Source organism: Streptomyces sp. NPDC053673, from assembly GCF_055585225.1.
In genome coordinates this window covers 145,880-167,186 of the sequence record NZ_JBVJKN010000004.1, presented here as the reverse complement: position 1 = coordinate 167,186, position 21,307 = coordinate 145,880, and the positions used below count along the sequence as shown (strand labels likewise).

Here is a 21,307-nt window from a genome sequence, read left to right as displayed (position 1 = left end):
AGCGTTACCGAGGGGGCGGTGGCGCGTTATCAGCGTGACGGCCGTGGCGGGGATGACCCCGAGCCCCCACCACGGCCGCAGATGTCTCTCAGGCGAGGCCGGAGCGCTCCAGGGCGTCCGTGCCGGCCCGCAGGGCGGCGAGCCGCTCGTCGAGGGTGAAGCCTGCGGGGGCCAGGGTCAGGGTGGTCACACCGGCCGCGGCGTACGCCTGCATCCGCTCGGCGATCCGGTCGACGGAGCCGAGCAGGGTGGTCGAGTCGATCAGCTCGTGCGGTACGGCGGCGGCGGCGCCGTCCTTGTCGCCGGAGAGGTACTTGTCCTGGATCTCCGCGGCTTCCTTCTCGTAGCCCATGCGCTGGGCGAGCTGGTTGTAGAAGTTCTGCTTGCGGCTGCCCATGCCGCCGACGTACAGCGCGGTGTACGGCCGGAACATGTCGGCCAGGGCCTTGACGTCGTCGCCGACGGCGAGCGGCACGGTGGGGCAGACGTCGAATCCGTCCATGGTCTTCCCGGCCTTCTCGCGGCCCGCGCGGATGTGGCGGATCGCGGTGTCCTCCAGGTGGTCGGCGGAGGGGAAGATCAGCAGGGCGCCGTCGGCGATCTCGCCGGTCTGCTCCAGGTTCTTGGGACCGATGGCGGCGATGTACAGCGGGATGTGCTCGCGCTGCGGGTGGACGGTGAGCTTGATCGGCTTGCCCGGGCCGCCGGGCAGCGGAAGGGTCCAGTGCTCACCCTCGTACGAGAGGCGCTCGCGGGTCATCGCCTTGCGGACGATCTCGACGTACTCGCGGGTGCGGGAGAGGGGCTTGTCGAACTTGACGCCGTACCAGCCCTCGGAGACCTGCGGGCCCGAGACGCCGAGGCCGAGGCGGAAGCGGCCGCCGGAGAGCGAGTCGAGGGTGGCGGCGGTCATCGCCGTCATCGCGGGCTGGCGGGCGGGGATCTGGAGGATGGCCGAGCCGACGTCGATGCTCTCGGTCTGCGCGGCGACCCAGGCGAGCACGGTCGGGGCGTCGGAGCCGTACGCCTCGGCGGCCCAGCAGACGTCGTAGCCGAGGCGGTCCGCCTCCTGCGCGACGGCGAGGTTGTCGCCGTCCATCCCCGCGCCCCAGTAGCCGAGGTTGATGCCGAGCCGCATACCGCTCCCCTTACCGATGAGTAACGTCCCTTCGCGGGGACTCTAGCGCGGGCGGCCGGGATCCGTCAGTGCCGGTTCGGGGGCGAGTTGTCCACAGGGTCGCTCCGGGTGGGGCTGTGGCCAGTAATCTCGCGGCCATGGAGCAGAGGCATCTCGGCCGTACCGGCCTGCGTGTGTCCCGGATCGGGCTCGGCACCCTGACGTGGGGGCGCGACACCGACGAGCACGACGCCGCCGACCAGTTGAAGGCCTTCTGGGAGGCGGGCGGCACGCTGGTCGACACGGCGGATGTGTACGGCGGCGGGGATGCCGAGTATCTGCTGGGGCAGCTGGTGGAGCGACTGGTGCCGCGGCGCGATCTGGTCATCGCCACGAAGTCGGGCAGCGTGCTCGACCCGGACCGCCGGTTCGACGGCTCGCGAGGCCATCTGCTGGCGGCGCTGGACGCGTCGCTCGAGCGGCTCGGCACGGACCATGTGGACCTGTGGCAGGTCCACGGCTTCGATCCGCACACCCCGCTGGAGGAAACCCTCCAGGCGCTGGACGTCGCGGTGAGCAGTGGCCGGGCGCGCTATGCCGGTGTGGCGGACTTCTGCGGCTGGCAGCTCGCGAAGGCGGCGACCTGGCAGCTCGCGGCCCCGGGCATACGGACCCGCCTGGCCAGCACGCAGATGGAGTACTCACTGCTGCAGCGCGGTGTCGAGCGCGAGGTGCTGCCCGCGGCGCTGGACCTCGGCGTGGGCCTGCTGCCTTCGTCTCCGCTGGGCCGTGGCGTGCTCACCGGCAAGTACCGGCACGGGACGCCGGCGGACTCGCGCGGGGCTTCGGAGCAGCTGGCGCCCTTCGTGGAGCCGTATCTGGACGAGGCGGCGAGCCGGATCGTGGACGCGGTGGCGACGGCCGCGGACGGGCTCGCGACCACGCCGCTGGAGGTGGCGCTCGCATGGGTCCGGGACCGTCCCGGAGTGGTGGCCCCGATCGTCGGCGCGCGCAACGCGCAGCAGCTCACGGCAGCATTGTCAGTGGAGAGCCTTAGTCTTCCTGACGAGATCTGCCAGGCGCTCGACGATGTGTCGGCGCCCGTGCACCGCTATCCCGATCAGGACTGGAGCACGCTGTGACTGCGCTTCCCGGGGCGACCCCCGGATCCCCGGCCGACGACTCCGCCGCCGAGGCCCCCGAGGGCGTCGCCTCCGACGCACCCGCCCAGGCGGACCCGGGCACCGCGACGGGCGGTCCCGGTCCGGCCGACGGTGCGCGGGAGACGCGTACGGACGGGGAGACCGGCGGCGCGGACGGCGCATCGGGCGAGCCGGCGGAGTCGGACCGGGGGGCCGGGGGGACCGGCGAGGACGGTACGACGGACGCGGCAGGCCAGGCGGGCGAGGGCGCCGAGGTGCCCCGGGCGGAAGCCGAGGCATCCCAGGCGGACGCCGAGGTGTCCGAGGCGGAGGCCGAGCTTGCCGCGCAGCGGGAGCTGAGGGCGCGCATCGAGCAGCGGAAGGCCGAGAAGGGCGGGCCGATCGCGGCCGGCGGGAAGCTGAGCGGGACGGCGGCCGATCTGCTGGCCGCGGTACGGGCCGTGGAGAGCGGGGAGAAGCCGGGCGCCGCGTTCTTCGACGCGCCGACCGCGCCTCGGCGGCCGGCGCCGTCCTCCGTGCCCGCGCCGCCCCGGCCGAGGGTGCCGGAGGCGGAGCGCGGCCCGCAGCAGACCGACCCGCAGGCCGTGGCGGCCGTGCTGGAGGTGCTGGTGACGGGCGGGGCGCCCGAGGGGCTCGCGACACGGGTCGCCGGGGTGCTCGGTGAGCAGGCCGCGGAGGCGCTGCGCGAGGATCCGTGGCGCCTGCTGGCCGTGCCCGGGGTGCGGCCGGAGCAGGCCGACGGATTCGCCCGGGCACTGCTCGGCGCGGAGTGCGGGCCGGGTGACGCGCGGCGGGCGGCGGCGCTGGTGACCTGGCTGCTGGAGCGCGCCGCGCTCCAGGGGCACACGGCGCTGGAGTCCTCTTCCGTGCGCGCTGCGCTCGCCGAGCGTTCCGTGCCCGACCCGGACGAGGCGCTGGAGCACGCCATCGGTGAGGGGGCCGTGCTGGTCTTCCAGGACGGTGTGGAGGACCGCGAGCAGGGTGAGGAGGCAGAGGAGGGCGAGGAGGCCGCCGAGGAGCAGCGGTCCGTGCCCGTGCTGCTGGGCCTCGACCGGTATGCACTCGCCGAGGAGAGCCTCGCGGACGGACTGGCCCGGCTGGTCAAGACGGTCCAGGAGACGTCTTTCGAGGACGCGGCGGACAAGGCCGGCTCCCCGTCGGCAGCGGAGCTGATCCGTGCCGCGGCCGCGCACGGGCTCGTGCTGCACACGGGCGGGGACGCGGCGCGCGCCGAACCAACGGCCCTGGTCGAGGCGGCCCGCGCCCTCGGGCTGCGCGCGGTGGCCGCGGCCCACAGCGAGAACGGCCGGCGCAGGCTGGGCACCGACGCGGTCACCGTGCAGGGGCTCCTCTCGGGTGTGCAGGGCCCGGGCCGGGACGAGGACGGCACGCTCGCCCTCGATCTGCTCGCCGTCCTCGACGCACCGCAGCTGGACGTCGAGACCGCGGCGATGCTCGTGGAGTCGCTCCCGGACGGCTGTCGCCTGGTGCTGAGCGGTGACCCCGGTGTGCTGTGGTCGGCGGGTGCGGGCCGGGTGTTCGCCGATGTGGTGGCCGCCCGTGTGTGCCCGCAGATCGCGTCCCGCACACCGGACCTGGGCCCGCTGGGCGAGCTGGTCTCCGGCATCGGCATCGGTGAGCTGACGCAGGTGGACGCGCCGGGCAAGGAGGTCGTCATCGTTCCCGTGCGGGACGCGGGCGAGGCGGTGCACCGGACGGTCCAGCTGGTCGCGGACTCGGTGCCCCGGGCGATCGGGGTGCCGACCTCGGAGACCCAGGTGATCACGGTCGGCCATGGCGGCGGCGCGGGCACCCGCGCGCTCAACGCCGCGCTGAAGCAGCGGCTCAACCCCGGTCCCGGCCGCTTCGGCGGCTTCGATCCGGGCGACCGGGTCGCCTACGTCCCGGCGCCGGGCCGCACTCTGCACGGCACGGTGGTCTCGGCCGACGCGGAGGGCCTGCGGCTCGACTGCGAGGGCACGCCCGTCGTCGTACCGAAGGAGCGGGTCGAGTCGGCGGTACGGCACGGCTGGGCGCTCACGGCGCACCAGGCGGCGGGGATGCGCTGGGCCGCCGCGGTCGTGGTCCTGCCCGGTGACGCTGCGCAGGGCCTGAGCCGCCCCTGGGTGTACACCGCGTTCAGCCGCGGCGAGCGCCATCTGTCCGTGGTCCACGGCGTGGACCAGGCACTTGCGCGCGCGGTCGCGGAGGTCCCGGCCCCGGCACGTACGACCCGGCTGCGGGTCCTGCTCGAAGGGCTCCTCACGCCCCGGAACGGGTGAGCCCTTGGCCGGGGTTCTCGGCCGCGAAAGCGTGCCGTTCCCCGGCCCGGGCAGGCGCCCGGGGGTCCGTCCGCAATCGCCGGACGGGCTCAGGCTCGGTACGCGCGCCGCCCACCGTCGAGCCGGGACGGGCTGCGGGCGGTGAGGGGCAGCCCCCGGCCCACGGGGGCCGGGGCGTAAGCCCCGAAGTTTCACCTGTCCGCGGTGTCCAGGTCGTCCCGGTCCTCGTCCACATCCTCCTCGTCGAAGACCGAGCTGACGTCGAAGCGGCAGACGACGTGCTCCGGATCGGCCTGGTCGAACGGGGTGCTCAGCCACTCGCCCGGCTCGGGAAGCTCCTCCGCCGCGGACACCCACAGCGTCGAGTCGCCCTCCTCCAGACCGAACTCCTTGTGCCGGGAGGCGATTTCGTCCGGTTCGAACTCACCGAAGAGCACACCGAGCGCGGCGTGCACGCTCGTGCCGACCACCGCCGCATGCGCCTCGTCCGCGGTCTCGTCGCGGTCGAGATCGGCGATGCGCTGCGCCTGGGCGAGCAGTCGCTGCGGCTCCACCACCGCGTAGTCGCGGCGGATGAGGACACTCAGCGCGTTCGGCTCGTCGGGGCCCGCGTAGGGGGGCAGGGAGTCGTCCGCTCCGGGAATCTCGAACGGGGTTACTTCGTCGTAGCGGTCGTAGAGCCGCTCGTCGTACGCCTCGGCCGCGGCGGCAAGCGCATTGAACGCCGCGAACACTGCCGGGTCGTCCTCTCCCGTGCGGCTTTCGACCGCTTCGAGGTGACGGTCCAGCGCGGCTTTGACCGCCTCGGCGGCGGCGCGAACCTCGGCAGCCGTGGGCTGCGCAGGAGCGGAAGCATCAGACATAGTGCAGACGCTATCCGTACTGGGCCTCTGCCCGCACAATAGATGCGATGCCGGAATACGAATTTGTCGACGTGTACGTGCCTCGCGGGGTCTCCCGCAAGGAGGCCACCCGTCTGCTGACCGACCATGCCGAATACGGACACTGGGAGTTGGACCGACTGACTCTGCGACGGGACGGCAGCCGCAGAGTGCGGCTGCGCCGTCGCATCATCCGTCAGGTACGCGCCACGTGGTGAGTTCCTGCAGGACGAGAGGTGACGAAGAGACGGAGCGGGCCCGCGGTTGCGGGCCCGCTCCGTTGTGTCACGGCTCAATCACGCGGAGGCGCGGGCCCTTCGGTAGAGGACCACACCGCCGAGCAGCAGGCCGGCGCCCGCCGGGATCACGAGTCCGAGCGAACCGGCACCGGTCTGCGCGAGCTCGTCGCTGCCCTTGGGCGGCGTGACGGTGTTGGTACCCGGCGTGTTCGGGCCCGAGGGCTCGATCGGCGTTGTCGGCTCTCCGGGTTCGCCGGGCCGGCCAGGTTCGCCGGGCTGACCGGGCTGACCGGGCTCTCCGGGCTCTCCCGGCTCACCGGGCTCACCAGGTTCCCCCGGCTCTCCCGGCTCACCGGGCTCACCAGGTTCCCCCGGCTCACCGGGCTCACCAGGTTCCCCCGGCTCTCCCGGCTCTCCCGGCTCTCCCGGCTCACCGGGGTGGTTCCCGTCCGAACCGTTGGCGCAGTCGTTGCCGAATGCGCCGTTGCCGAGACCGCCGATCGTCACGCTGTTCCCGCACGCGTTCACGGGCACGTCGACGGGCACCTGGACGCTGTTGCCGGAGGCGACTCCGGGAGAGTTCGCCGTGCCGCCCTCGGCACGGGCGCCTCCGCCGTGGTCCGACGTATTGCCGCAGCTGTTCCCGAACGCGGGGTTGAGTACACCGATGACATTCACGGTGTTGCCGCAGATGTTGACCGGCACATGCACCGGAGCCTGGACCGAATTCCCGGAAAGCACTCCCGGGGAATTCGACGCGCCCCCCTCGGCGCCCGAGTCCGCGTGCGCGTAGCCACCACTGAGGGCGGCGAGCACGCTGCCCGCGGCCGCCGCGGTGATCAGGCCTTTTCGCGCGACCTGTCGCATAGCTGGTTTCCTGCCTTCTGACTTCCGGAATACCCCGGGCGCCGCGCCCGGGGGTGGAACACGGGCGGCCCCGGAGTGCATGGCGCGCACTCCGAGGCCGCCGGGGTCACTCCCTCACGGGGCAAGACTCAACGTCAGTCGTTGACACAGACGTTGCCGAAGGCGGGGTTCAGCAGCCCGATCACGGAGACCGTGTTGCCGCAGACGTTCACCGGGATGTGGATGGGCGCCTGGACGACATTGCCCGACAGCACACCCGGGGAGTGCACGGCGGCACCCTGCGCGCCCGAGTCGGCGACGGCCATGCCCGCACCCGCGAGAACCAGACCACCAGTGGCAGCCGCAGCAGCGACGACCTTCTTGATCATTATTCCTCCTTGTTGGCAATGCGGTCCCTGCCGCGGGCCGCACACCTGTAACGAGGAGGGGTTAATGGAGCTACTAGCTTATGGTCCCATTCACTCTTTTCAGTCAAATACGCACGCGTGGACGAATGCTGGCGTTTCGTTTCAGCAGATCGAGCGGTTCAGCCGCCGCTCCGTCAGCTCGCGTCGAGGAAACGGTCCAGTACCCGCACCCCGAACTTCAGACCGTCCACCGGAACCCGCTCGTCCACGCCGTGGAACATGCCCGCGAAGTCCAGCTCCGGGGGCAGCTTGAGCGGCGCGAAGCCGAAGCAACGGATACCCAGGTCGTCGAAGGACTTGGCGTCGGTGCCGGCGGACAGCATGTACGGCACGGCCCGCGCGATCGGGTCCTCGGCGACCAGCGCCGTCTGCATCGCATCCACCAGCGCCCCGTCGAAGGAAGTCTCCAGCGCCTTGTCGGCGTGGACGTCCTCGCGCTTGACCCGGGACCCCAGGATCCGGTCGAGATCGGCGAGGAACTCCTCCTCGTATCCCGGCAGGAACCGGCCGTCGACGTGCGCGGTCGCCTGCCCGGGGATGACGTTCACCTTGTAGCCCGCACCCAGCTGGGTCGGGTTGGCGGTGTTCTGCAGTGAGGCGCCGATCAGCTTGGCGATGCCACCGAGCTTGGCGAGCGTGTCGTCCATGTTCTCCGGGTCGAGCTCGGTGCCGAGAGCGTCGCCGAGTTCGTCGAGGAAGTGCCGGAGGGTCTTGGTGACCCGCACCGGGAACTTGTGCCGCCCGAGCCGTCCCACGGCCTCGGAAAGCTCGGTGATCGCGTTGTCCTTGTGGATCATCGAGCCGTGCCCGGCGCTGCCGTCCACGGTCAGCTTCATCCAGTGCATGCCCTTCTGGGCCGTCTCGACGAGGTAGAGCCGCAGCTGCTCGTTGACGGTGAAGGAGAAGCCGCCGACCTCGCTGATCGCCTCGGTCACGCCCTCGAAGAGCCCCGGGTGCTTGTCGACCAGATACCTGGCCCCGTACGTGCCGCCGGCCTCCTCGTCCGCGAGGAACGCCAGCACCACGTCGCGCGGCGGCTTGCGGCCGCTGCGCAGCCGGTCCCGTACGACCGCGAGGGTCATCGCGTCCATGTCCTTCATGTCCACCGCGCCACGGCCCCAGACGCAGCTGTCGGCGATCTCCCCGGAGAAGGGGTGGTGGGTCCAGTCGTCGGCGTTGGCCGGTACGACATCGGTGTGGCCGTGGATGAGCAGCGCCGGCCGGTTCGGGTCCTCGCCCTCGATCCTCGCCACGGTGGAGGCCCGGCCCCGGTGGGACTCGATGATCTTCGGCTCCAGGCCGACCTCGGCGAGCTTCTCCGCCACGTACTCGGCGGCCGCCCGCTCCCCCGGGCCGGAGTGGTCGCCGTAGTTGCTGGTGTCGATCCGGATCAGATCGCGACAGAGGTCGACGACCTCGTCCTCGCCGGAGATGCTCCGGGCGGTATGCGACTCGCTCACGCTGTTTCCTCCCACTGTCGCTCGGGTGGTCCGTCCTCATCCTCCCGCGACCCCGGCTCGCGCCAAAGGGTGCCCGGGTGATGACACACGCCCGAAACGGGACGAGGTGCGGGGCGGGGGCACGGGAGTGGGCAGAAGGCGGACGGGGGGTGGAGAGTGGGTGGCGAGGGGGCGGACAGCGGCCGGACAGGGGGCGTGATCGGGCACTCCGAATGTTTGCTATGGTTTTCCACGTCGGAACGGCCCAGGGCCGGAAGACAGACACCTGGTCCGGGTGGCGGAATGGCAGACGCGCTAGCTTGAGGTGCTAGTGCCCTTTATCGGGCGTGGGGGTTCAAGTCCCCCCTCGGACACCAGCATCGAACCCCAGCTCAGCTGGGGTTTTTTGTTTTTACGGGGCCGTACGGAGGCGGGTGCTCGAGCCGTGGGACGCAGAAGACGGGCTGCCCCGGTGGCACCGCTGGCGCAGCGCGACGGGATCGACCCGGTGCGGATCCGGCTGCCCGCCGATCCGGACGGGACCTGGCGGACCGTACGGGATCATCTGGTCGGGCGGTTCGCGGGGGCGGTCGGGGCCGAGCGGGTGGATGCCATGCTGCGGGAGGAGCGGTTCGTCTCGGCGGACGGTCCGGTGGCCGCCGAAGAGCCGTACAGGGCCGGGCGGTATCTCTGGTTCCACCGGGATTTCGCCGCCGAGCAGCGCGTCCCGTTCGAGATCGGGATCGTGTACCGGGACGCTCATGTGGTGATCGCCGACAAGCCGCACTTCCTCGCGACGACTCCGCGCGGCCGGCACATCACCGAGACCGCGCTGGCCCGGCTGCGCCGTGATCTCGAGCTGCCGGAGCTGCAGCCCGCGCACCGGCTGGACCGGCTGACTGCGGGGCTCGTGCTGTTCGTCGTACGGCCCGAGGACCGCGGCGCGTACCAGACGCTGTTCAGGGACCGGCGGGTGCGCAAGGAGTACGAGGCGGTGGCGCCGTACGACCCCGGCGTGGCGCTGCCCGTCACGGTGCGCAGCCGGATCGAGAAGGAGCGCGGGGTGCAGGCCGCCCGGGAGGTGGCGGGCGAGCCGAACAGCGAGAGCCGGATCGAGCTGCTGGAGCACCGCGGCGTGCCAGGGCACGCGAGCCCGGCAAGATCCGCAGGACAGGCCCTCGGCCGGTACCGGCTGCTGCCGGCCACCGGCCGTACCCATCAGCTGCGGGTGCACATGAACGCCCTGGGCCTGCCCATCCTCGATGATCCGGTGTATCCCGTGGTCCGTGCGGACGGGCCGGAGGACTACCGGCGGCCGTTGCAACTGCTCGCGTGGGCCCTGGAGTTCACCGACCCGCTCAACGGGCGGGAGCGCCGGTTCGAGAGCGGGCTGCGACTTTCGGCGTGGTGACCGTGCCGGTCACAGCACCACCACCGAGCGCAGGACATCCCCTCGTGCATCCGGGCGAAGGCCTTCTCGATGTCGCCGAGGCCGATGGTCTCGGTGACAAAGGCCGCGAGGTCGATGCGGCCCTGCTGGTGGAGATCGATGACCATGGGGAAGTCGCGGGACGGCAGACAGTCGCCGTACCAGGAGGACTTGAGTGCGCCGCCGCGGCCGAAGACGTCGAGGAGCGGGAGTTCGACTCACGAAGCCGCTCACGAAACGGCGAGGCCCCCGCGGGATGTCCCGCGGGGGCCTTCCGTGCAGCGCGTACCGGGACGCGGTGGCGTCAGAGCTGCTGGTGTCCGGCGGCGATCCGCTTGACCTTCTTGCGGACGACGAACCAGCCGCCGACGAGCGCGAGCGCGATCAGCGGGAGGCAGTTCACCGTGGTGCGGCTGATGCCGCCGTCCATCCACATCAGGACCAGCACGGAGGCGAGGAAGACCAGGGTGATGATCTGCGTGAACGGAGCCCAGGGCAGCTGGTAGCCGGGGCGGGTGACCCGGCCGTCCTTGGAGCGGTTCCAGAACAGCAGCGAGCAGACCATGATCATGCCCCAGGTGCCGATGATGCCGATGGAGGCGAAGTTCAGCACCAGCTCGAAGGCGTCGCCCGGCATGAGGTAGTTCAGGACAACGCCGAGGACACCGAAGCCCGCGGTCAGCAGGATGCCGCCGTAGGGCACGCCGCCCTTGTTCATCACACCGGTGAACCTGGGCGCCGAGCCGGACATCGACATCGAGCGCAGGATGCGGCCGGTCGAGTACAGGCCGGAGTTCAGGCTGGACAGGGCGGCGGTGAGCACGACGAGGTTCATCACACCGGCCGCGCCCGGGATGCCGAGCTTGTCGAAGACGGTGACGAACGGGCTCTGGTCGCCGGTGTAGGCGGTGTACGGCAGCAGCAGGGCGAGCAGGACGACCGAGCCGACATAGAAGAGGCCGACGCGCCACATGATCGAGTTGATCGCCCTCGGCATGATCTTCTCGGGGTTCTCGGTCTCACCGGCGGCGACGCCGCACAGCTCGACGGAGGCGTAGGCGAAGACGACACCCTGGATCAGCAGCAGCATCGGCATGACACCGGTCGGGAAGACGCCGCCGTTGTCGGTGATGGTGGCCAGGCCCGGGGTGTGGCCGCCGACCTCGTGCTGGGTGACGACGAGGAAGATGCCGATGAGCATGAAGACCACCAGCGCGGCGACCTTGATGATCGCGAACCAGAACTCCATCTCGCCGAAGTACTTCACCGAGATGAGGTTGGCGGTGAGGACCACGGCGAGGGCGATCAGGGCGAGCACCCACTGCGGGATGTCGCTGAACATCGCCCAGAAGTGCGCGTAGGTCGCGGCCGCGGTGATGTCCGCGATGGCGGTGGTCGACCAGTTCAGGAAGTACAGCCAGCCGGCGGTGTAGGCGCCCTTCTCGCCCATGAACTCACGGGCGTACGAGACGAAGGCACCGGAGGAGGGCCGGTAGAGCACGAGCTCGCCGAGCGCGCGCACGACGAAGAAGGCGAAGACGCCACAGAGCGCGTAGGCGATGAAGAGCGAGGGGCCGGCGTTGGCCATGCGTCCGCCGGCGCCGAGGAAGAGGCCCGTACCGATGGCGCCGCCGATGGCGATCATGTTGATGTGCCGCGACTTGAGGTCCTTGCGGTACCCGGCGTCACCGGCGTCTACGTGGGGGGTGCCGGTTGCCGGAGGCCCGGCGACGGGCGTTTCGGCCGCAGTCATGATGCGGTCACTCATGTAGGTGTTCGCCTTCGTGAGGGGGTGTGCGGTACCCGGTCAGATGCCGGCGGCCTTCCGGGGTGAGGAAGACAGTCACCACGGCTCGGCCTCGGGGCGCAGAAGGCCCGAAAGCTCATAGTCACGGCAACCCTGGGATTTTGGCAGTGGCGCACCTCACTCAGATACAGATCTGAGGTATTTCAGAGGTTGCGACAAGGTGAAGCAAGGATGCCATGATCCTCAGGGGGCGAGTACGTCCAGCTCCTGGAGCGCCCCGACGGCGATCTCACGCGTAAGGGTCTCGGCCCGGGCCGCGTCGCCTTCGCGAACGGCTTCGGCGACCTGAACGTGGAGGGTCACGGCGGCCGGGTCCGGGTCCTCGAACATCACTTGGTGGTGGGTGCGGCCGGCGAGGACCTCGGCGACGACATCGCCGAGCCGGGCGAACATCTCGTTGCCGGAGGCATTGAGCACGATCCGGTGGAAGGCGATGTCGTGCTCGAGATACCCCTCCAGCTGGTGGCCGCGGGAGGTGGCGACCATGCCGAGCGCGCACTCGGTGAGCGCCGCGCACTGCTCGGGGGTGGCGTTGCGGGCGGCGAGCCCGGCGGCGACCGGCTCGATCGCGGAACGCAGCACGGTCAGTGAACGCAGCTGGCGGGGGCGGTCGGCACCGGCCAGCCGCCAGCGGATGACGCGTGGGTCGTAGACGTTCCACTCCGCCGCGGGGCGTACGGTCACGCCGACGCGGCGCCGGGATTCCACCAGGTGCATCGTCTCCAGGACACGGACCACTTCGCGGACGACGGTGCGCGAGACGTTGAAGCGCTCGGCCAGCTCGTCGGTGCGGAGCACATTGCCCGGCGGGTACTCGCCCGCGGTGATCGCCAGGCCGAGGCTGTCGAGGACGTGTGTGTGCAGCCCGTGGCCCTCTGTGGTCATGGCCCAAGCCTACGGGGCGCCCCGCCCCACAATAAGTATGACGTTTACATCTCAACCTCTTGAATAAGTCGTACCTAATGCGTTTCAGTAGCGCGACGGCTCGACGTCGGACCGATGCCGGACCCATGTCGGACCCATGTCGATGAAGTCGGACCGATGTCGAAGAAGACAGCGAGGCACCCATGAGCACCCCCCACGTCGTCGTAGTGATGGGCGTGGCAGGGACCGGCAAGACCACGATCGGCCCCCTGCTCGCCGAACGCCTGGGCGTTCCGTACGCCGAAGGCGACGACTTCCATCCCGCGGCCAACATCGCCAAGATGTCGGCCGGCGTCCCACTGGACGACGCGGACCGGGCGCCCTGGCTCGACGCGATCGGGCAGTGGGCGCACGGCAGGGCGGGACTGGGCGGCGTGGTCGCCAGCTCCGCGCTCAAGCGGATCTACCGGGACCGCCTGCGCGCCGCCGCGCCCGATGCCGTCTTCCTCCACCTGACCGGCGACCGTGCGCTGATCGAGCGGCGGATGGCCGAGCGCAAGGGGCACTTCATGCCCACCGCGCTGCTCGCATCACAGTTCGCCACCCTGCAGCCGCTGCAGGAGGACGAGGCCGGCGTCTGTGTCGACGTCACCGGCTCCCCCGAAGAAATCACCGAGCGAGCCGTCGCCGCGCTGCGCCGGCTCGAAAGCTAAGGAATCACCGTGACCAGTCTCAGTGTCGAGATGCTGGCAGCGGACGCCACCGAACCGATCACCTCGGCGGCCAACGCACAGCTGGGCATCGCCGTTCTCGCGGGCATCGCCGTCATCGTCGTGCTCATCACCAAGTTCAAACTGCATGCCTTTCTGGCACTGACGATCGGCTCGCTGGCGCTGGGCGCCCTCGCCGGGGCTCCGCTGGAAAAGACCATCGAGTCCTTCACCAAGGGCCTCGGCACCACCGTCGCGGGCGTCGGCGTGCTCATCGCGCTCGGCGCGATACTCGGCAAGCTGCTCGCCGACTCGGGCGGCGCGGACCAGATCGTCGACACGATCCTCGCGAAGGCGAGCGGCCGGTCCATGCCCTGGGCGATGGTGCTGATCGCGTCGATCATCGGGCTGCCGCTCTTCTTCGAGGTCGGCATCGTCCTGCTGATCCCCGTGGTGCTGATGGTCGCCAAGCGGGGCAACTACTCGCTGATGCGGATCGGCATCCCGGCCCTCGCCGGCCTGTCGGTGATGCACGGCCTCATCCCGCCGCACCCCGGACCGCTGGTCGCGATCGACGCCATCGGCGCCAACCTGGGTGTCACCCTGGCGCTCGGCCTGGTCGTCGCCGTACCCACGGTGATCATCGCCGGTCCCGTGTTCTCCAAGTACGCCGCACGTTGGGTCGACATCCAGGCTCCGGACGGGATGACGTTCTCCTCCGGGAGTGCCCCCCGGACCCCCGCCGGCTCCTCCGAGGACCTGGCGAAGCGGCCCAGCTTCGCCGCCACCGTCTCCACAGTGCTGCTGCCGGTCGTCCTCATGATGGCCAACGCCCTCGTCGAGATCGTCGTCGACGACGCCGAGAACCCGGTTCAGCGCGTCACCGACGTCATCGGCTCGCCGCTGATCGCCCTGCTCGCGGCCGTGATCGTGGGCATGTTCACGCTGGGCCGGGCCGCCGGCTTCAGCAAGGGCCGGATCGCCTCCACCGTCGAGAAGTCCCTCGCCCCGATCGCGGGCGTGCTGCTGATCGTCGGCGCCGGCGGCGGCTTCAAGACGACGCTGATCGACATCGGTGTCGGCCAGATGATCCTGGACTTCTCCAAGAACTGGGCGATCCCGACGCTGCTGCTGGCCTGGCTGATCGCCGTGGCGATCCGGCTGGCGACCGGCTCGGCGACCGTGGCGACGATCTCCGCCGCCGGTCTGGTCGCCCCGCTCGCCGCCGACATGGGCACCGCCGAGGCGGCGCTGCTGGTGCTGGCGATCGGTGCCGGTTCGCTCTTCTTCAGCCACGTCAACGACGCCGGATTCTGGCTGGTGAAGGAGTACTTCGGGATGAGCGTCGGCCAGACGATCAAGACCTGGTCGGTGATGGAGACCATCATCTCGGTGGTCGGCATCGTCTTCGTCCTGCTGCTCTCCTTGGTGCTGTAGCCCTTTCTCCCTGGCGCTGCAGCCCCTCCTCTCCCAGGTGCTGCAGCCCCTCCGGCCGTCAGCCGTCAGTCCTTGTCCGGATCCCACAGCGGGTGTTCCCGACGGGCCCACGGGCGCTCGACCGACCCGGTGCGCATGCCACGGCGTGCCTCCGGGTCGGCGAGCGCCATTCCGATGTGGCCGATGAGTACGAGGCCGATGGTGAGCGCCAGCCAGTCGTGCACAAAGGTCGCGCTCGTACGCCACACCAGCGGGGCGAGATGTGTGAACCACATGAGCAGTCCCGTGCCGAGCATCACCAGCACAGCGCCCGCGATCCAGGCCGCGTAGATCTTCTGTCCGGCGTTGAACTTGCCCGCCGGACGCGAGGACGGCCGGTGGTCCCGGCGCCGTACGGCCCGCAGCCACTTCCGGTCGTGCGGACCGAAGCGGTTGAGCCGCCCCAGATCCGCCCGGAACGCGCGCGAGGCCAGCCCCAGCAGGAACGGTGCGGGCAGCAGCAGTCCCGACCACTCGTGCAGGGTCACCACGAGATGGCGGCGGCCGACGAGTTCGGCGATCCCGGGGACGTACAGTGCGGCCGCGGTCGCGACGCACAGCAGCATCAGGGCCGCGGTGGCGCGGTGCACCCAGCGCTCGGCACGGCTGAACCGCCGTACAGGAACCGGGCGTTCAGACGGTGGGGGCGTCGTCGCGGCCGTTGGACCGGCCGACCCAGGCGTCGACGTCATAGCCTCTCTCCTCCCAGTATCCGGGCTCCACTTCGGAGGTCAGGGAGATTCCGGAGAGCCATTTCGCCGACTTGTAGAAGTACATGGGCGCGATGTAGAGACGCACCGGGCCGCCGTGCGAGTGGCTGAGCGGCTTGTCCTGCATACGCAGGCAGACCAGGACGTCGGAGCGGCGCGCCTGGTCGAGCGTGAGGCTCTCGCTGTACGTGCCGTCGAAGCAGGTGAACCGGATGGCCCGGGCCTCGGGCCGCACCCCGGCCGCGTCCAGCAGGTCCGACAGTCTCACGCCCTCGAACGCGGTGTCGGGGACCCGCCAGCCGGTGACGCACTGCACGTCGCGCACGACGCGGGTCTGCGGCAGCGCCCGCAGGGCGTCCAGTGTGTACGTCGTGGGCCGCTCGACCAGTCCGTCGACGGTGAGGCGGTAGTTCTTCTCGTTCTTGTGCGGTACGGACGCCGCGACCGAGTAGTAGCGGAAGCCGCCGCCGTTAGGGAGCAGCCCGGTGAGCTTGGTGGGGTCCTTGTCGGCGACCGAGCCGAGGAAGGCTTCGAGGCCGCGCTGCAGATACGGGGCGGTGGCGACGCCTGCGGCGCCGAGGCCGAGGACCGAGAGCACCAGACGCCGCCCGACGGGCGTGCCTTCGGCATCGGGGCCGGGGCCTGAGTTTGGGTCCTTCACATTCCGATTCGAGCACCCGCGGCCGCCCGAATCCAGAGACCGCGGGTGTTCGTCAGACTTCCGTCATACCCGGCGTCACCCTCGGGCGTCCGCCGTGCCGGCCGGATCGGCCGCTTGCTCCAGCCGGAAGGCCTCGTTGCCCAGGCCGATCCGGGCGTGCACATCGGGCTTCGCGGACCGCAGGACCGCGCCGTAGAGCAGCCCGCCGAACAGCGCGACGCCGATGACGCCCGGCAGGATCCAGTTGAGGGAGGAACCGGGTCCGGCGCCGATCAGGGCCTCGAAGTCCTTGACCGTGTAGACGGCGATCACGACGAGGGCGAGGCCGGCGAGCCCGGCGGCGATGAGCCGCCAGGCCTGCGGCCCGGCCGCGCCGCGCCGTACGAAGAAGGCGATCACCGCGAACGAGGCGGCGGCCATCAGCAGGATGACGCCGAGCGCTCCGACGTTGCCCATCCAGGTGAACAGGCGCAGCACGGGCGTGGTGGGGTCGCCCGCGGGCAGGTCGTCGGTGACCGCGAAGGCCGCGATGACCAGGACGGAGACGGCGGACTGGAGCACGGAACCGGTGGCGGGGGCACCGCTGGCCTGGTTCGTACGGCCGAAGGCGGCCGGGAGCAGCCCCTCACGGCCCATGGCGAAGGCGTAGCGCGCGACGACGTTGTGGAAGCTGAGCAGCGCCGCGAACATGCCGGTGACGAAGAGGACGTGCAGGACGTCGGTGAAGGTGCCGCCGAGCCGGGTCTCGGTGAGCGAGAAGAGCAGCCCGGGGCCCTGCTTGCCGGCCTCGCCGGTGATGGCTCCGGGCCCGGTGGCCACGGTGAGGGCCCAGGCGCTGAGCGCGAGGAACAGCGCGGCGTACCCGACGGCGAGGAACATCACGCGGGAGACGACCACCTGCGGGCGGCTGGTCTCCTCCGCGTACACGGGGGACTGCTCGAAGCCGACGAACGCGGCGATGCAGAAGCAGAGGGCGGTCCCGAGGCCGGCGCCGGTGAGGGTGTCCGGGTTGAAGGCGCTCAGCGACAGGCCTTCGCTGCCCGGTTCGGCGACGGCTGCGATGTCGAAGATGACGACGAGCGAGCACTCGATGACGAGGAGCACGCCGAGCACCTTGGCGTTGAGGTCGATCTTCAGCCAGCCCAGTACGGCGACGACCGCGGCGGCGACGAGGGCGGGGACCCACCAGGCGACGGTCACGTCGAGATGGGTGGCGAGGAGCCCGGAGACCTCGAAGCCGAGGATGCCGTAGATGCCGACCTGCATGGCGCTGTAGGCGACGAGGGCGACGAGCGAGGCGCCGGCGCCCGCGGTGGGGCCGAGGCCGCGGGCTATGTACGCGTAGAAGGCGCCGGCGTTGTGGACGTGCCGGCTCATCTCGGCGTAGCCGACGCTGAACAGCATCAGGACGACTCCGAGGATGACGTACAGGAGGGGCTGGCCGACGATGCCCATCACACCGAACACGGTGGGCATGACCCCGGCGACGACCATCAGCGGGGCGCTGGCTGCGAGCACGGAGAGCAGCAGGCCCGCGGTGCCGAGGCGGTCGGCCCGAAGGGCGCGTTCCTGTCCTTTGTAGGTGTGGATCTCGCTGGTGCTGGTGGCGCTCGTGCGGGTGCTGGTCGCGTCGCTCGATCTGGCAGCCGGCGGCATGGCGGGGTGGTCCCTTCGGGGATGGTGGTCGTTCATACGGTGCCGAGCGCGGCGTTGCGCGCGGCCTGGAAGGCGCGGTGCGGGTCCTGGTCCGGATACGACCAGGGGGCAGGGGTGGCGTGCGGGCCGATGCGGTGGAAGAGCGCGGCGGCCTCGCCGGAGCGGCCCTCGCAGACCTTGGCGTGGGCGAGGAAGTTGAGGTCGAGGCGGTTGCGGGGGTGGTCCTCGCGCTCCCATTCCAGCCACCAGTCGAAAGCGGCCTTCATCACCTGGCGGGCGCGGCGGCCGGTCCAGTGGCCGGAGCGAAGGGGGTCGGCCGGTTCGCTGCCGGCCGAGGCCAGCACCCGGTAGCGCTCGGCGTGCGCGACGACGGGCAGGACGGCGAGCGGGGAGTCGGCGGGGGCCTGTTCCGCGGCCCAGGCCGCGAAGTCGTAGACCTCGTGCAGCGGGTCCTGGCCGGCGCCGGGGTGCCGTTCGGCGAGTGTGGCGGTCATCAGATGGTGGGCGTGGTGGTGCTCGGGGTGCCGGGCTCGCACTTCGTCGAAGAGGCGGGCGACCTCTTCCTCGGTGCCGAGGGTGCGGGCGAGGAGCAGCAGGGCGAGCCAGGGGGTGGGGTCGTGCGGGGCGAGCTCGGCGGCGGCGCGGCAGGCGGTACGGGCCCGCTCCGCCGGCTCCTTGCCGCGCAGCGCACCGAAGACGGCGGCGCAGGCGAGGAGTGCGGTGGCGTCGGCGCTGGCGGGCTCGGCGAGCAGCCAGTCTCGCGCCCAGGCGGCGCTCGACGGCGGTGTGCCGAGCACGACGAGGCGGTGGCCCCTGCGGTCCCAGTCGTCGCCGGTCCCGGCGAGCAGGGAGCGCACGGCGGTCCACCGTCCCTGCGCCAACTGGCCGCGCACGGCGACCAGTTCGGTGTCGTCGAGTGCGGGGTCGAAGGCGTGCCCGGTGCGTGCTGCCCGACGCCGGGAGCGACCGAGCGGCGGAGGTGGGGGCATCCGCGGCTTCCTTCACAGCAGGATGTGAGCGAACGATCGCGCACAGCAAAGCGGTAGGGAAGGCTCCGCGTCAAGGGCGGTTCTGTGGGGTGGCTGAGGTGCGAGGGGTGGACGGTGGCTGAATCAACTCCCGGAGCGGGCGGTGCGGTTGGTCCCGGCACGGCATCCCCGCGCCGGCCCGGGATTCCGGCTACGGCTCCGGCGCTGGCTCCGGCTACGGCTCCAGCTCCGGCGCTGGCTCCGGCTCCAGCTCCGGCTCCGGCTCCGGCTCCGGCTCCGGCCTCGGCTACGGCCTCGGCTACGGCGCTGGCTCCTATCCTGTTGCCATGATCGACGACGAACCCCTCAAGCCGTATCTGCTGGCCTTCCCCGGGCCGCTACGGGACAAGCTGGTCGCTGCGGTCCTCTCCGGCGAGAAGGTCTCGACGACCGGGCTGCTGGCCGAGTACGAGGCGGAGCAGGAGGAGTTGCCGGAGCCCGGCGAGCGGTCGGCCCTCATCGACTCCGCGGGCCGCGAGGTCGCGGTGATCGAGCTGACCGAGGTCCGGGTCCTGCCGCTGGGCGAGGTGGACCTCCGTCACGCGCTCGACGAGGGCGAGGGCCACCGGACGGTGGCCGAATGGCGCGCGGCGCACGAACGCTACTGGCACGGCGAGGAGATGCGCGAGGCACTGGGCGACCCCGGGTTCACGGTGGACGACTCGACGATGCTGGTGGCAGAACGCTTCCGGGTGGTGCGGCGCTCTGACGACGCGTAGGCGCTGCCCGGACGACGCGTAGGGCTGTTCGCCCGTCGCGGCGGCACGGTGCGCGCCCGGCCACGCAGGCGGTGTCCTGCGTCAGGACACCGCCTTCGCCGCCGCCCTCCCCGCCGCGCGGCCCGAGAAGATGCAGCCGCCGAGGAAGGTGCCTTCGAGGGAGCGGTAGCCGTGGACCCCGCCGCCGCCGAAACCGGCCGCCTCGCCCGCTGCGTACATCCCGGGCAACGGCTCGCCGCCCGCCGTGAGCACCCGCGAGGAGAGGTCCGTCTGCAGGCCGCCCAACGACTTCCGGGTCAGGATGTTGAGCCGTACGGCGATGAGCGGCCCCGCCCCGGGGTCGAGGATGCGGTGCGGGGAGACCGTGCGGATGAGTTTGTCGCCGAGGTACTTGCGGGCTCCCCGGATCGCCGTCACCTGGAGGTCCTTGGTGAAGGGGTTGGCGATCTCCCGGTCGCGCGCCGTGATTTCGCGGCGCAGCCCGTCCTCGTCGATGAGCGGCTCCTTGGTGAGGGAGTTCATGCCGCGCACCAGCGCGCCCAGGTCCTTCTCGACGACGAAGTCCACACCGTTGTCCATGAACGCCTTCACCGGGCCCGGCACGTCCAGGCGGGCCCGCGCGATGACGTCGCGGACCGACTTGCCCGTCAGGTCGGGGTTCTGTTCGGAACCGGAGAGCGCGAATTCCTTGCCGATGATGCGCTGGTCGAGAACGAACCACGTGTAGTCGTAACCGGACCGCATGATGTGCTCCAGCGTCCCGAGCGTGTCGAAGCCGGGGAAGAGCGGTACGGGCAGCCGTCGTCCGCGGGCGTCCAGCCAGAGCGAGGAGGGCCCGGGCAGGATCCGGATGCCGTGCCGGGCCCAGATCGGGTTCCAGTTCTCGATGCCCTCGGTGTAGTGCCACATACGGTCGCGGTTGATGTGATGCGCGCCGGCCGCCTCCGCGATGCCGAGCATCAGCCCGTCGACATGGGCCGGGACGCCGGAGAGCATCTTCTCGGGCGGGGTGCCGAGGCGTTCGGGCCACTGGGCGCGTACGAGGTCGTGGTTGCCGCCGATGCCGCCGGAGGTGACGATCACGGCCTGGGCGCGCAGTTCGAAGGACCCGGTGACTTCGCGGCTGCTCGCCTTTCCGCGCTCGACGCCGGACGGCTCCAGGATCTCCCCCGTCACGGTGTCCACGGTCCCGTCGGTCCGGCCGAGTCCGGTCACCCGGTGTCGGAAGCGCAGCTCGACGAGCCCGCGGGCGACGCCCTCCCTGACCCGCCGCTCGAACGGCTCGACGATGCCGGGGCCGGTCCCCCAGGTGATGTGGAAGCGCGGCACGGAGTTGCCGTGGCCGTTCGCGTCGTAGCCGCCGCGCTCGGCCCAGCCGACGACCGGGAAGAACCTGACTCCCTGCGCGTGCAGCCAGGACCGCTTCTCACCGGCGGCGAAGTCGACGTACGCCTCGGCCCAGCGGCGCGGCCAGTGGTCCTCCTCGCGGTCGAAGCCGGCCGTACCGAGCCAGTCCTGGAGCGCCAGGTCGTGGCTGTCCTTGATGCGCATCCGGCGCTGTTCGGGCGAGTCGACGAAGAAGAGTCCCCCGAACGACCAGTGAGCCTGTCCGCCGATCGACTGCTCGGGCTCCTGGTCGAGCAGGATGACCTTCCGTCCGGCGTCGACGAGCTCTGCGGTGGCCACGAGGCCCGCGAGTCCTGCCCCGATCACGATGACATCAGCGTCGTACGCCATGGGTGGTGTCCCTCTCGGAGCGGGCGCCCGGTGGCGCGGCCCGGTTAGTGGCTCGGTTCAGTGGATCGGTCCAGTGGATCGGTTCATCGGTCAGCGACTGGGCTCAGCGTCCGGG

At 71.1% G+C, this 21,307-nt stretch carries 19 protein-coding genes, 1 tRNA gene and 1 pseudogene; 8 read left to right on the top strand and 13 right to left on the bottom strand.

Annotated features, from left to right (window positions below; translation table 11 throughout):
• Positions 1-88: 88 nt before the first annotated feature.
• Positions 89-1,138: an LLM class F420-dependent oxidoreductase gene (locus ACZ6ZQ_RS08315; protein WP_453662447.1), complete on the bottom strand. Its 1,050-nt coding sequence runs from the start codon at positions 1,136-1,138 to the stop codon at positions 89-91.
• 137 nt (positions 1,139-1,275) lie between these two features.
• Between ACZ6ZQ_RS08315 and ACZ6ZQ_RS08310 the strand changes: the two genes are divergently transcribed.
• Complete coding sequence (locus ACZ6ZQ_RS08310; RefSeq protein ID WP_469767773.1) at positions 1,276-2,259, top strand: aldo/keto reductase; 984 nt, start codon at positions 1,276-1,278, stop codon at positions 2,257-2,259.
• Positions 2,256-4,562 (top strand): helix-hairpin-helix domain-containing protein, encoded by a 2,307-nt coding sequence (locus tag ACZ6ZQ_RS08305; RefSeq protein WP_469767772.1) that lies wholly within the window; start codon positions 2,256-2,258, stop codon positions 4,560-4,562. The genes ACZ6ZQ_RS08310 and ACZ6ZQ_RS08305 overlap by 4 nt, the downstream gene beginning before the upstream one ends.
• A gap of 191 nt (positions 4,563-4,753) precedes the next feature.
• Here the strand turns inward: ACZ6ZQ_RS08305 and ACZ6ZQ_RS08300 are convergent, their stop codons facing one another.
• On the bottom strand, positions 4,754-5,425 hold the full coding sequence (locus ACZ6ZQ_RS08300) for a hypothetical protein (RefSeq protein WP_469767771.1): 672 nt from the start codon (positions 5,423-5,425) through the stop codon (positions 4,754-4,756).
• Positions 5,426-5,472: 47 nt separating this feature from the next.
• Between ACZ6ZQ_RS08300 and ACZ6ZQ_RS08295 the strand changes: the two genes are divergently transcribed.
• The gene (locus ACZ6ZQ_RS08295; RefSeq protein WP_137990344.1) at positions 5,473-5,661 is read left to right on the top strand and encodes a DUF5703 family protein; all 189 of its coding nucleotides are present in this window, start codon (positions 5,473-5,475) and stop codon (positions 5,659-5,661) included.
• Positions 5,662-5,739: 78 nt separating this feature from the next.
• Here ACZ6ZQ_RS08295 and ACZ6ZQ_RS08290 read toward each other — a convergent pair whose 3' ends face one another.
• From ACZ6ZQ_RS08290 to ACZ6ZQ_RS08280, 3 genes are all read right to left on the bottom strand, one after another.
• Complete coding sequence (locus tag ACZ6ZQ_RS08290) at positions 5,740-6,549, bottom strand: chaplin (protein WP_469767770.1); 810 nt, start codon at positions 6,547-6,549, stop codon at positions 5,740-5,742.
• Positions 6,550-6,683: 134 nt separating this feature from the next.
• Positions 6,684-6,917 (bottom strand): chaplin ChpH, encoded by a 234-nt coding sequence (gene chpH / locus ACZ6ZQ_RS08285; protein WP_469767769.1) that lies wholly within the window; start codon positions 6,915-6,917, stop codon positions 6,684-6,686.
• Positions 6,918-7,090: 173 nt separating this feature from the next.
• Entirely contained in the window at positions 7,091-8,416 is a 1,326-nt protein-coding gene (locus ACZ6ZQ_RS08280; RefSeq protein ID WP_469767768.1) for a M20/M25/M40 family metallo-hydrolase, read from the bottom strand.
• Positions 8,417-8,684: 268 nt separating this feature from the next.
• Between ACZ6ZQ_RS08280 and ACZ6ZQ_RS08275 the strand changes: the two genes are divergently transcribed.
• Both ACZ6ZQ_RS08275 and ACZ6ZQ_RS08270 read left to right on the top strand, forming a co-directional pair.
• Positions 8,685-8,772 (top strand) — tRNA-Leu (locus ACZ6ZQ_RS08275).
• A 68-nt stretch (positions 8,773-8,840) separates the two neighbouring features.
• Positions 8,841-9,806, top strand: coding sequence for a pseudouridine synthase (locus ACZ6ZQ_RS08270; protein ID WP_469767767.1), 966 nt, complete (start codon positions 8,841-8,843; stop codon positions 9,804-9,806).
• Positions 9,807-9,815: 9 nt separating this feature from the next.
• Here ACZ6ZQ_RS08270 and ACZ6ZQ_RS08265 read toward each other — a convergent pair.
• From ACZ6ZQ_RS08265 to ACZ6ZQ_RS08255, 3 genes and pseudogenes are all read right to left on the bottom strand, one after another.
• Positions 9,816-10,042 (bottom strand): annotated as a pseudogene (locus tag ACZ6ZQ_RS08265) (S-(hydroxymethyl)mycothiol dehydrogenase); the annotation flags it as partial.
• Positions 10,043-10,128: 86 nt separating this feature from the next.
• Positions 10,129-11,592 (bottom strand): amino acid permease, encoded by a 1,464-nt coding sequence (locus tag ACZ6ZQ_RS08260; protein ID WP_469767766.1) that lies wholly within the window; start codon positions 11,590-11,592, stop codon positions 10,129-10,131.
• Between the two features lie 222 nt (positions 11,593-11,814).
• Positions 11,815-12,516: a FadR/GntR family transcriptional regulator gene (locus ACZ6ZQ_RS08255; RefSeq protein WP_469767765.1), complete on the bottom strand. Its 702-nt coding sequence runs from the start codon at positions 12,514-12,516 to the stop codon at positions 11,815-11,817.
• A 182-nt stretch (positions 12,517-12,698) separates the two neighbouring features.
• Here ACZ6ZQ_RS08255 and ACZ6ZQ_RS08250 point away from each other — a divergent pair, with 182 nt between their 5' ends.
• Both ACZ6ZQ_RS08250 and ACZ6ZQ_RS08245 read left to right on the top strand, forming a co-directional pair.
• On the top strand, positions 12,699-13,208 hold the full coding sequence (locus ACZ6ZQ_RS08250) for a gluconokinase (protein WP_469767764.1): 510 nt from the start codon (positions 12,699-12,701) through the stop codon (positions 13,206-13,208).
• 9 nt (positions 13,209-13,217) lie between these two features.
• Positions 13,218-14,642: a GntP family permease gene (locus ACZ6ZQ_RS08245; protein WP_469767763.1), complete on the top strand. Its 1,425-nt coding sequence runs from the start codon at positions 13,218-13,220 to the stop codon at positions 14,640-14,642.
• Positions 14,643-14,707: 65 nt separating this feature from the next.
• Here the strand turns inward: ACZ6ZQ_RS08245 and ACZ6ZQ_RS08240 are convergent, their stop codons facing one another.
• The 4 genes from ACZ6ZQ_RS08240 to ACZ6ZQ_RS08225 form a co-directional block, all read right to left on the bottom strand.
• Positions 14,708-15,373, bottom strand: coding sequence for a cytochrome b/b6 domain-containing protein (locus tag ACZ6ZQ_RS08240; protein ID WP_469767762.1), 666 nt, complete (start codon positions 15,371-15,373; stop codon positions 14,708-14,710).
• Positions 15,315-16,052 carry a molybdopterin-dependent oxidoreductase gene (locus ACZ6ZQ_RS08235; RefSeq protein ID WP_469767761.1) on the bottom strand — a complete coding sequence of 246 codons (738 nt, stop codon included), beginning with the start codon at positions 16,050-16,052 and terminating at the stop codon, positions 15,315-15,317. Before ACZ6ZQ_RS08235 ends, ACZ6ZQ_RS08240 begins: the two co-directional genes overlap by 59 nt.
• Positions 16,053-16,127: 75 nt before the next feature.
• Positions 16,128-17,708, bottom strand: coding sequence for an APC family permease (locus ACZ6ZQ_RS08230; RefSeq protein ID WP_469767760.1), 1,581 nt, complete (start codon positions 17,706-17,708; stop codon positions 16,128-16,130).
• Positions 17,709-17,740: 32 nt separating this feature from the next.
• Positions 17,741-18,697: a hypothetical protein gene (locus ACZ6ZQ_RS08225; RefSeq protein ID WP_469767759.1), complete on the bottom strand. Its 957-nt coding sequence runs from the start codon at positions 18,695-18,697 to the stop codon at positions 17,741-17,743.
• Between the two features lie 326 nt (positions 18,698-19,023).
• Here ACZ6ZQ_RS08225 and ACZ6ZQ_RS08220 point away from each other — a divergent pair, with 326 nt between their 5' ends.
• On the top strand, positions 19,024-19,455 hold the full coding sequence (locus ACZ6ZQ_RS08220; RefSeq protein ID WP_469767758.1) for an ASCH domain-containing protein: 432 nt from the start codon (positions 19,024-19,026) through the stop codon (positions 19,453-19,455).
• 81 nt (positions 19,456-19,536) lie between these two features.
• Here the strand turns inward: ACZ6ZQ_RS08220 and ACZ6ZQ_RS08215 are convergent, their stop codons facing one another.
• On the bottom strand, positions 19,537-21,192 hold the full coding sequence (locus tag ACZ6ZQ_RS08215) for an FAD-binding dehydrogenase (protein WP_469767757.1): 1,656 nt from the start codon (positions 21,190-21,192) through the stop codon (positions 19,537-19,539).
• Positions 21,193-21,307: the final 115 nt, after the last annotated feature.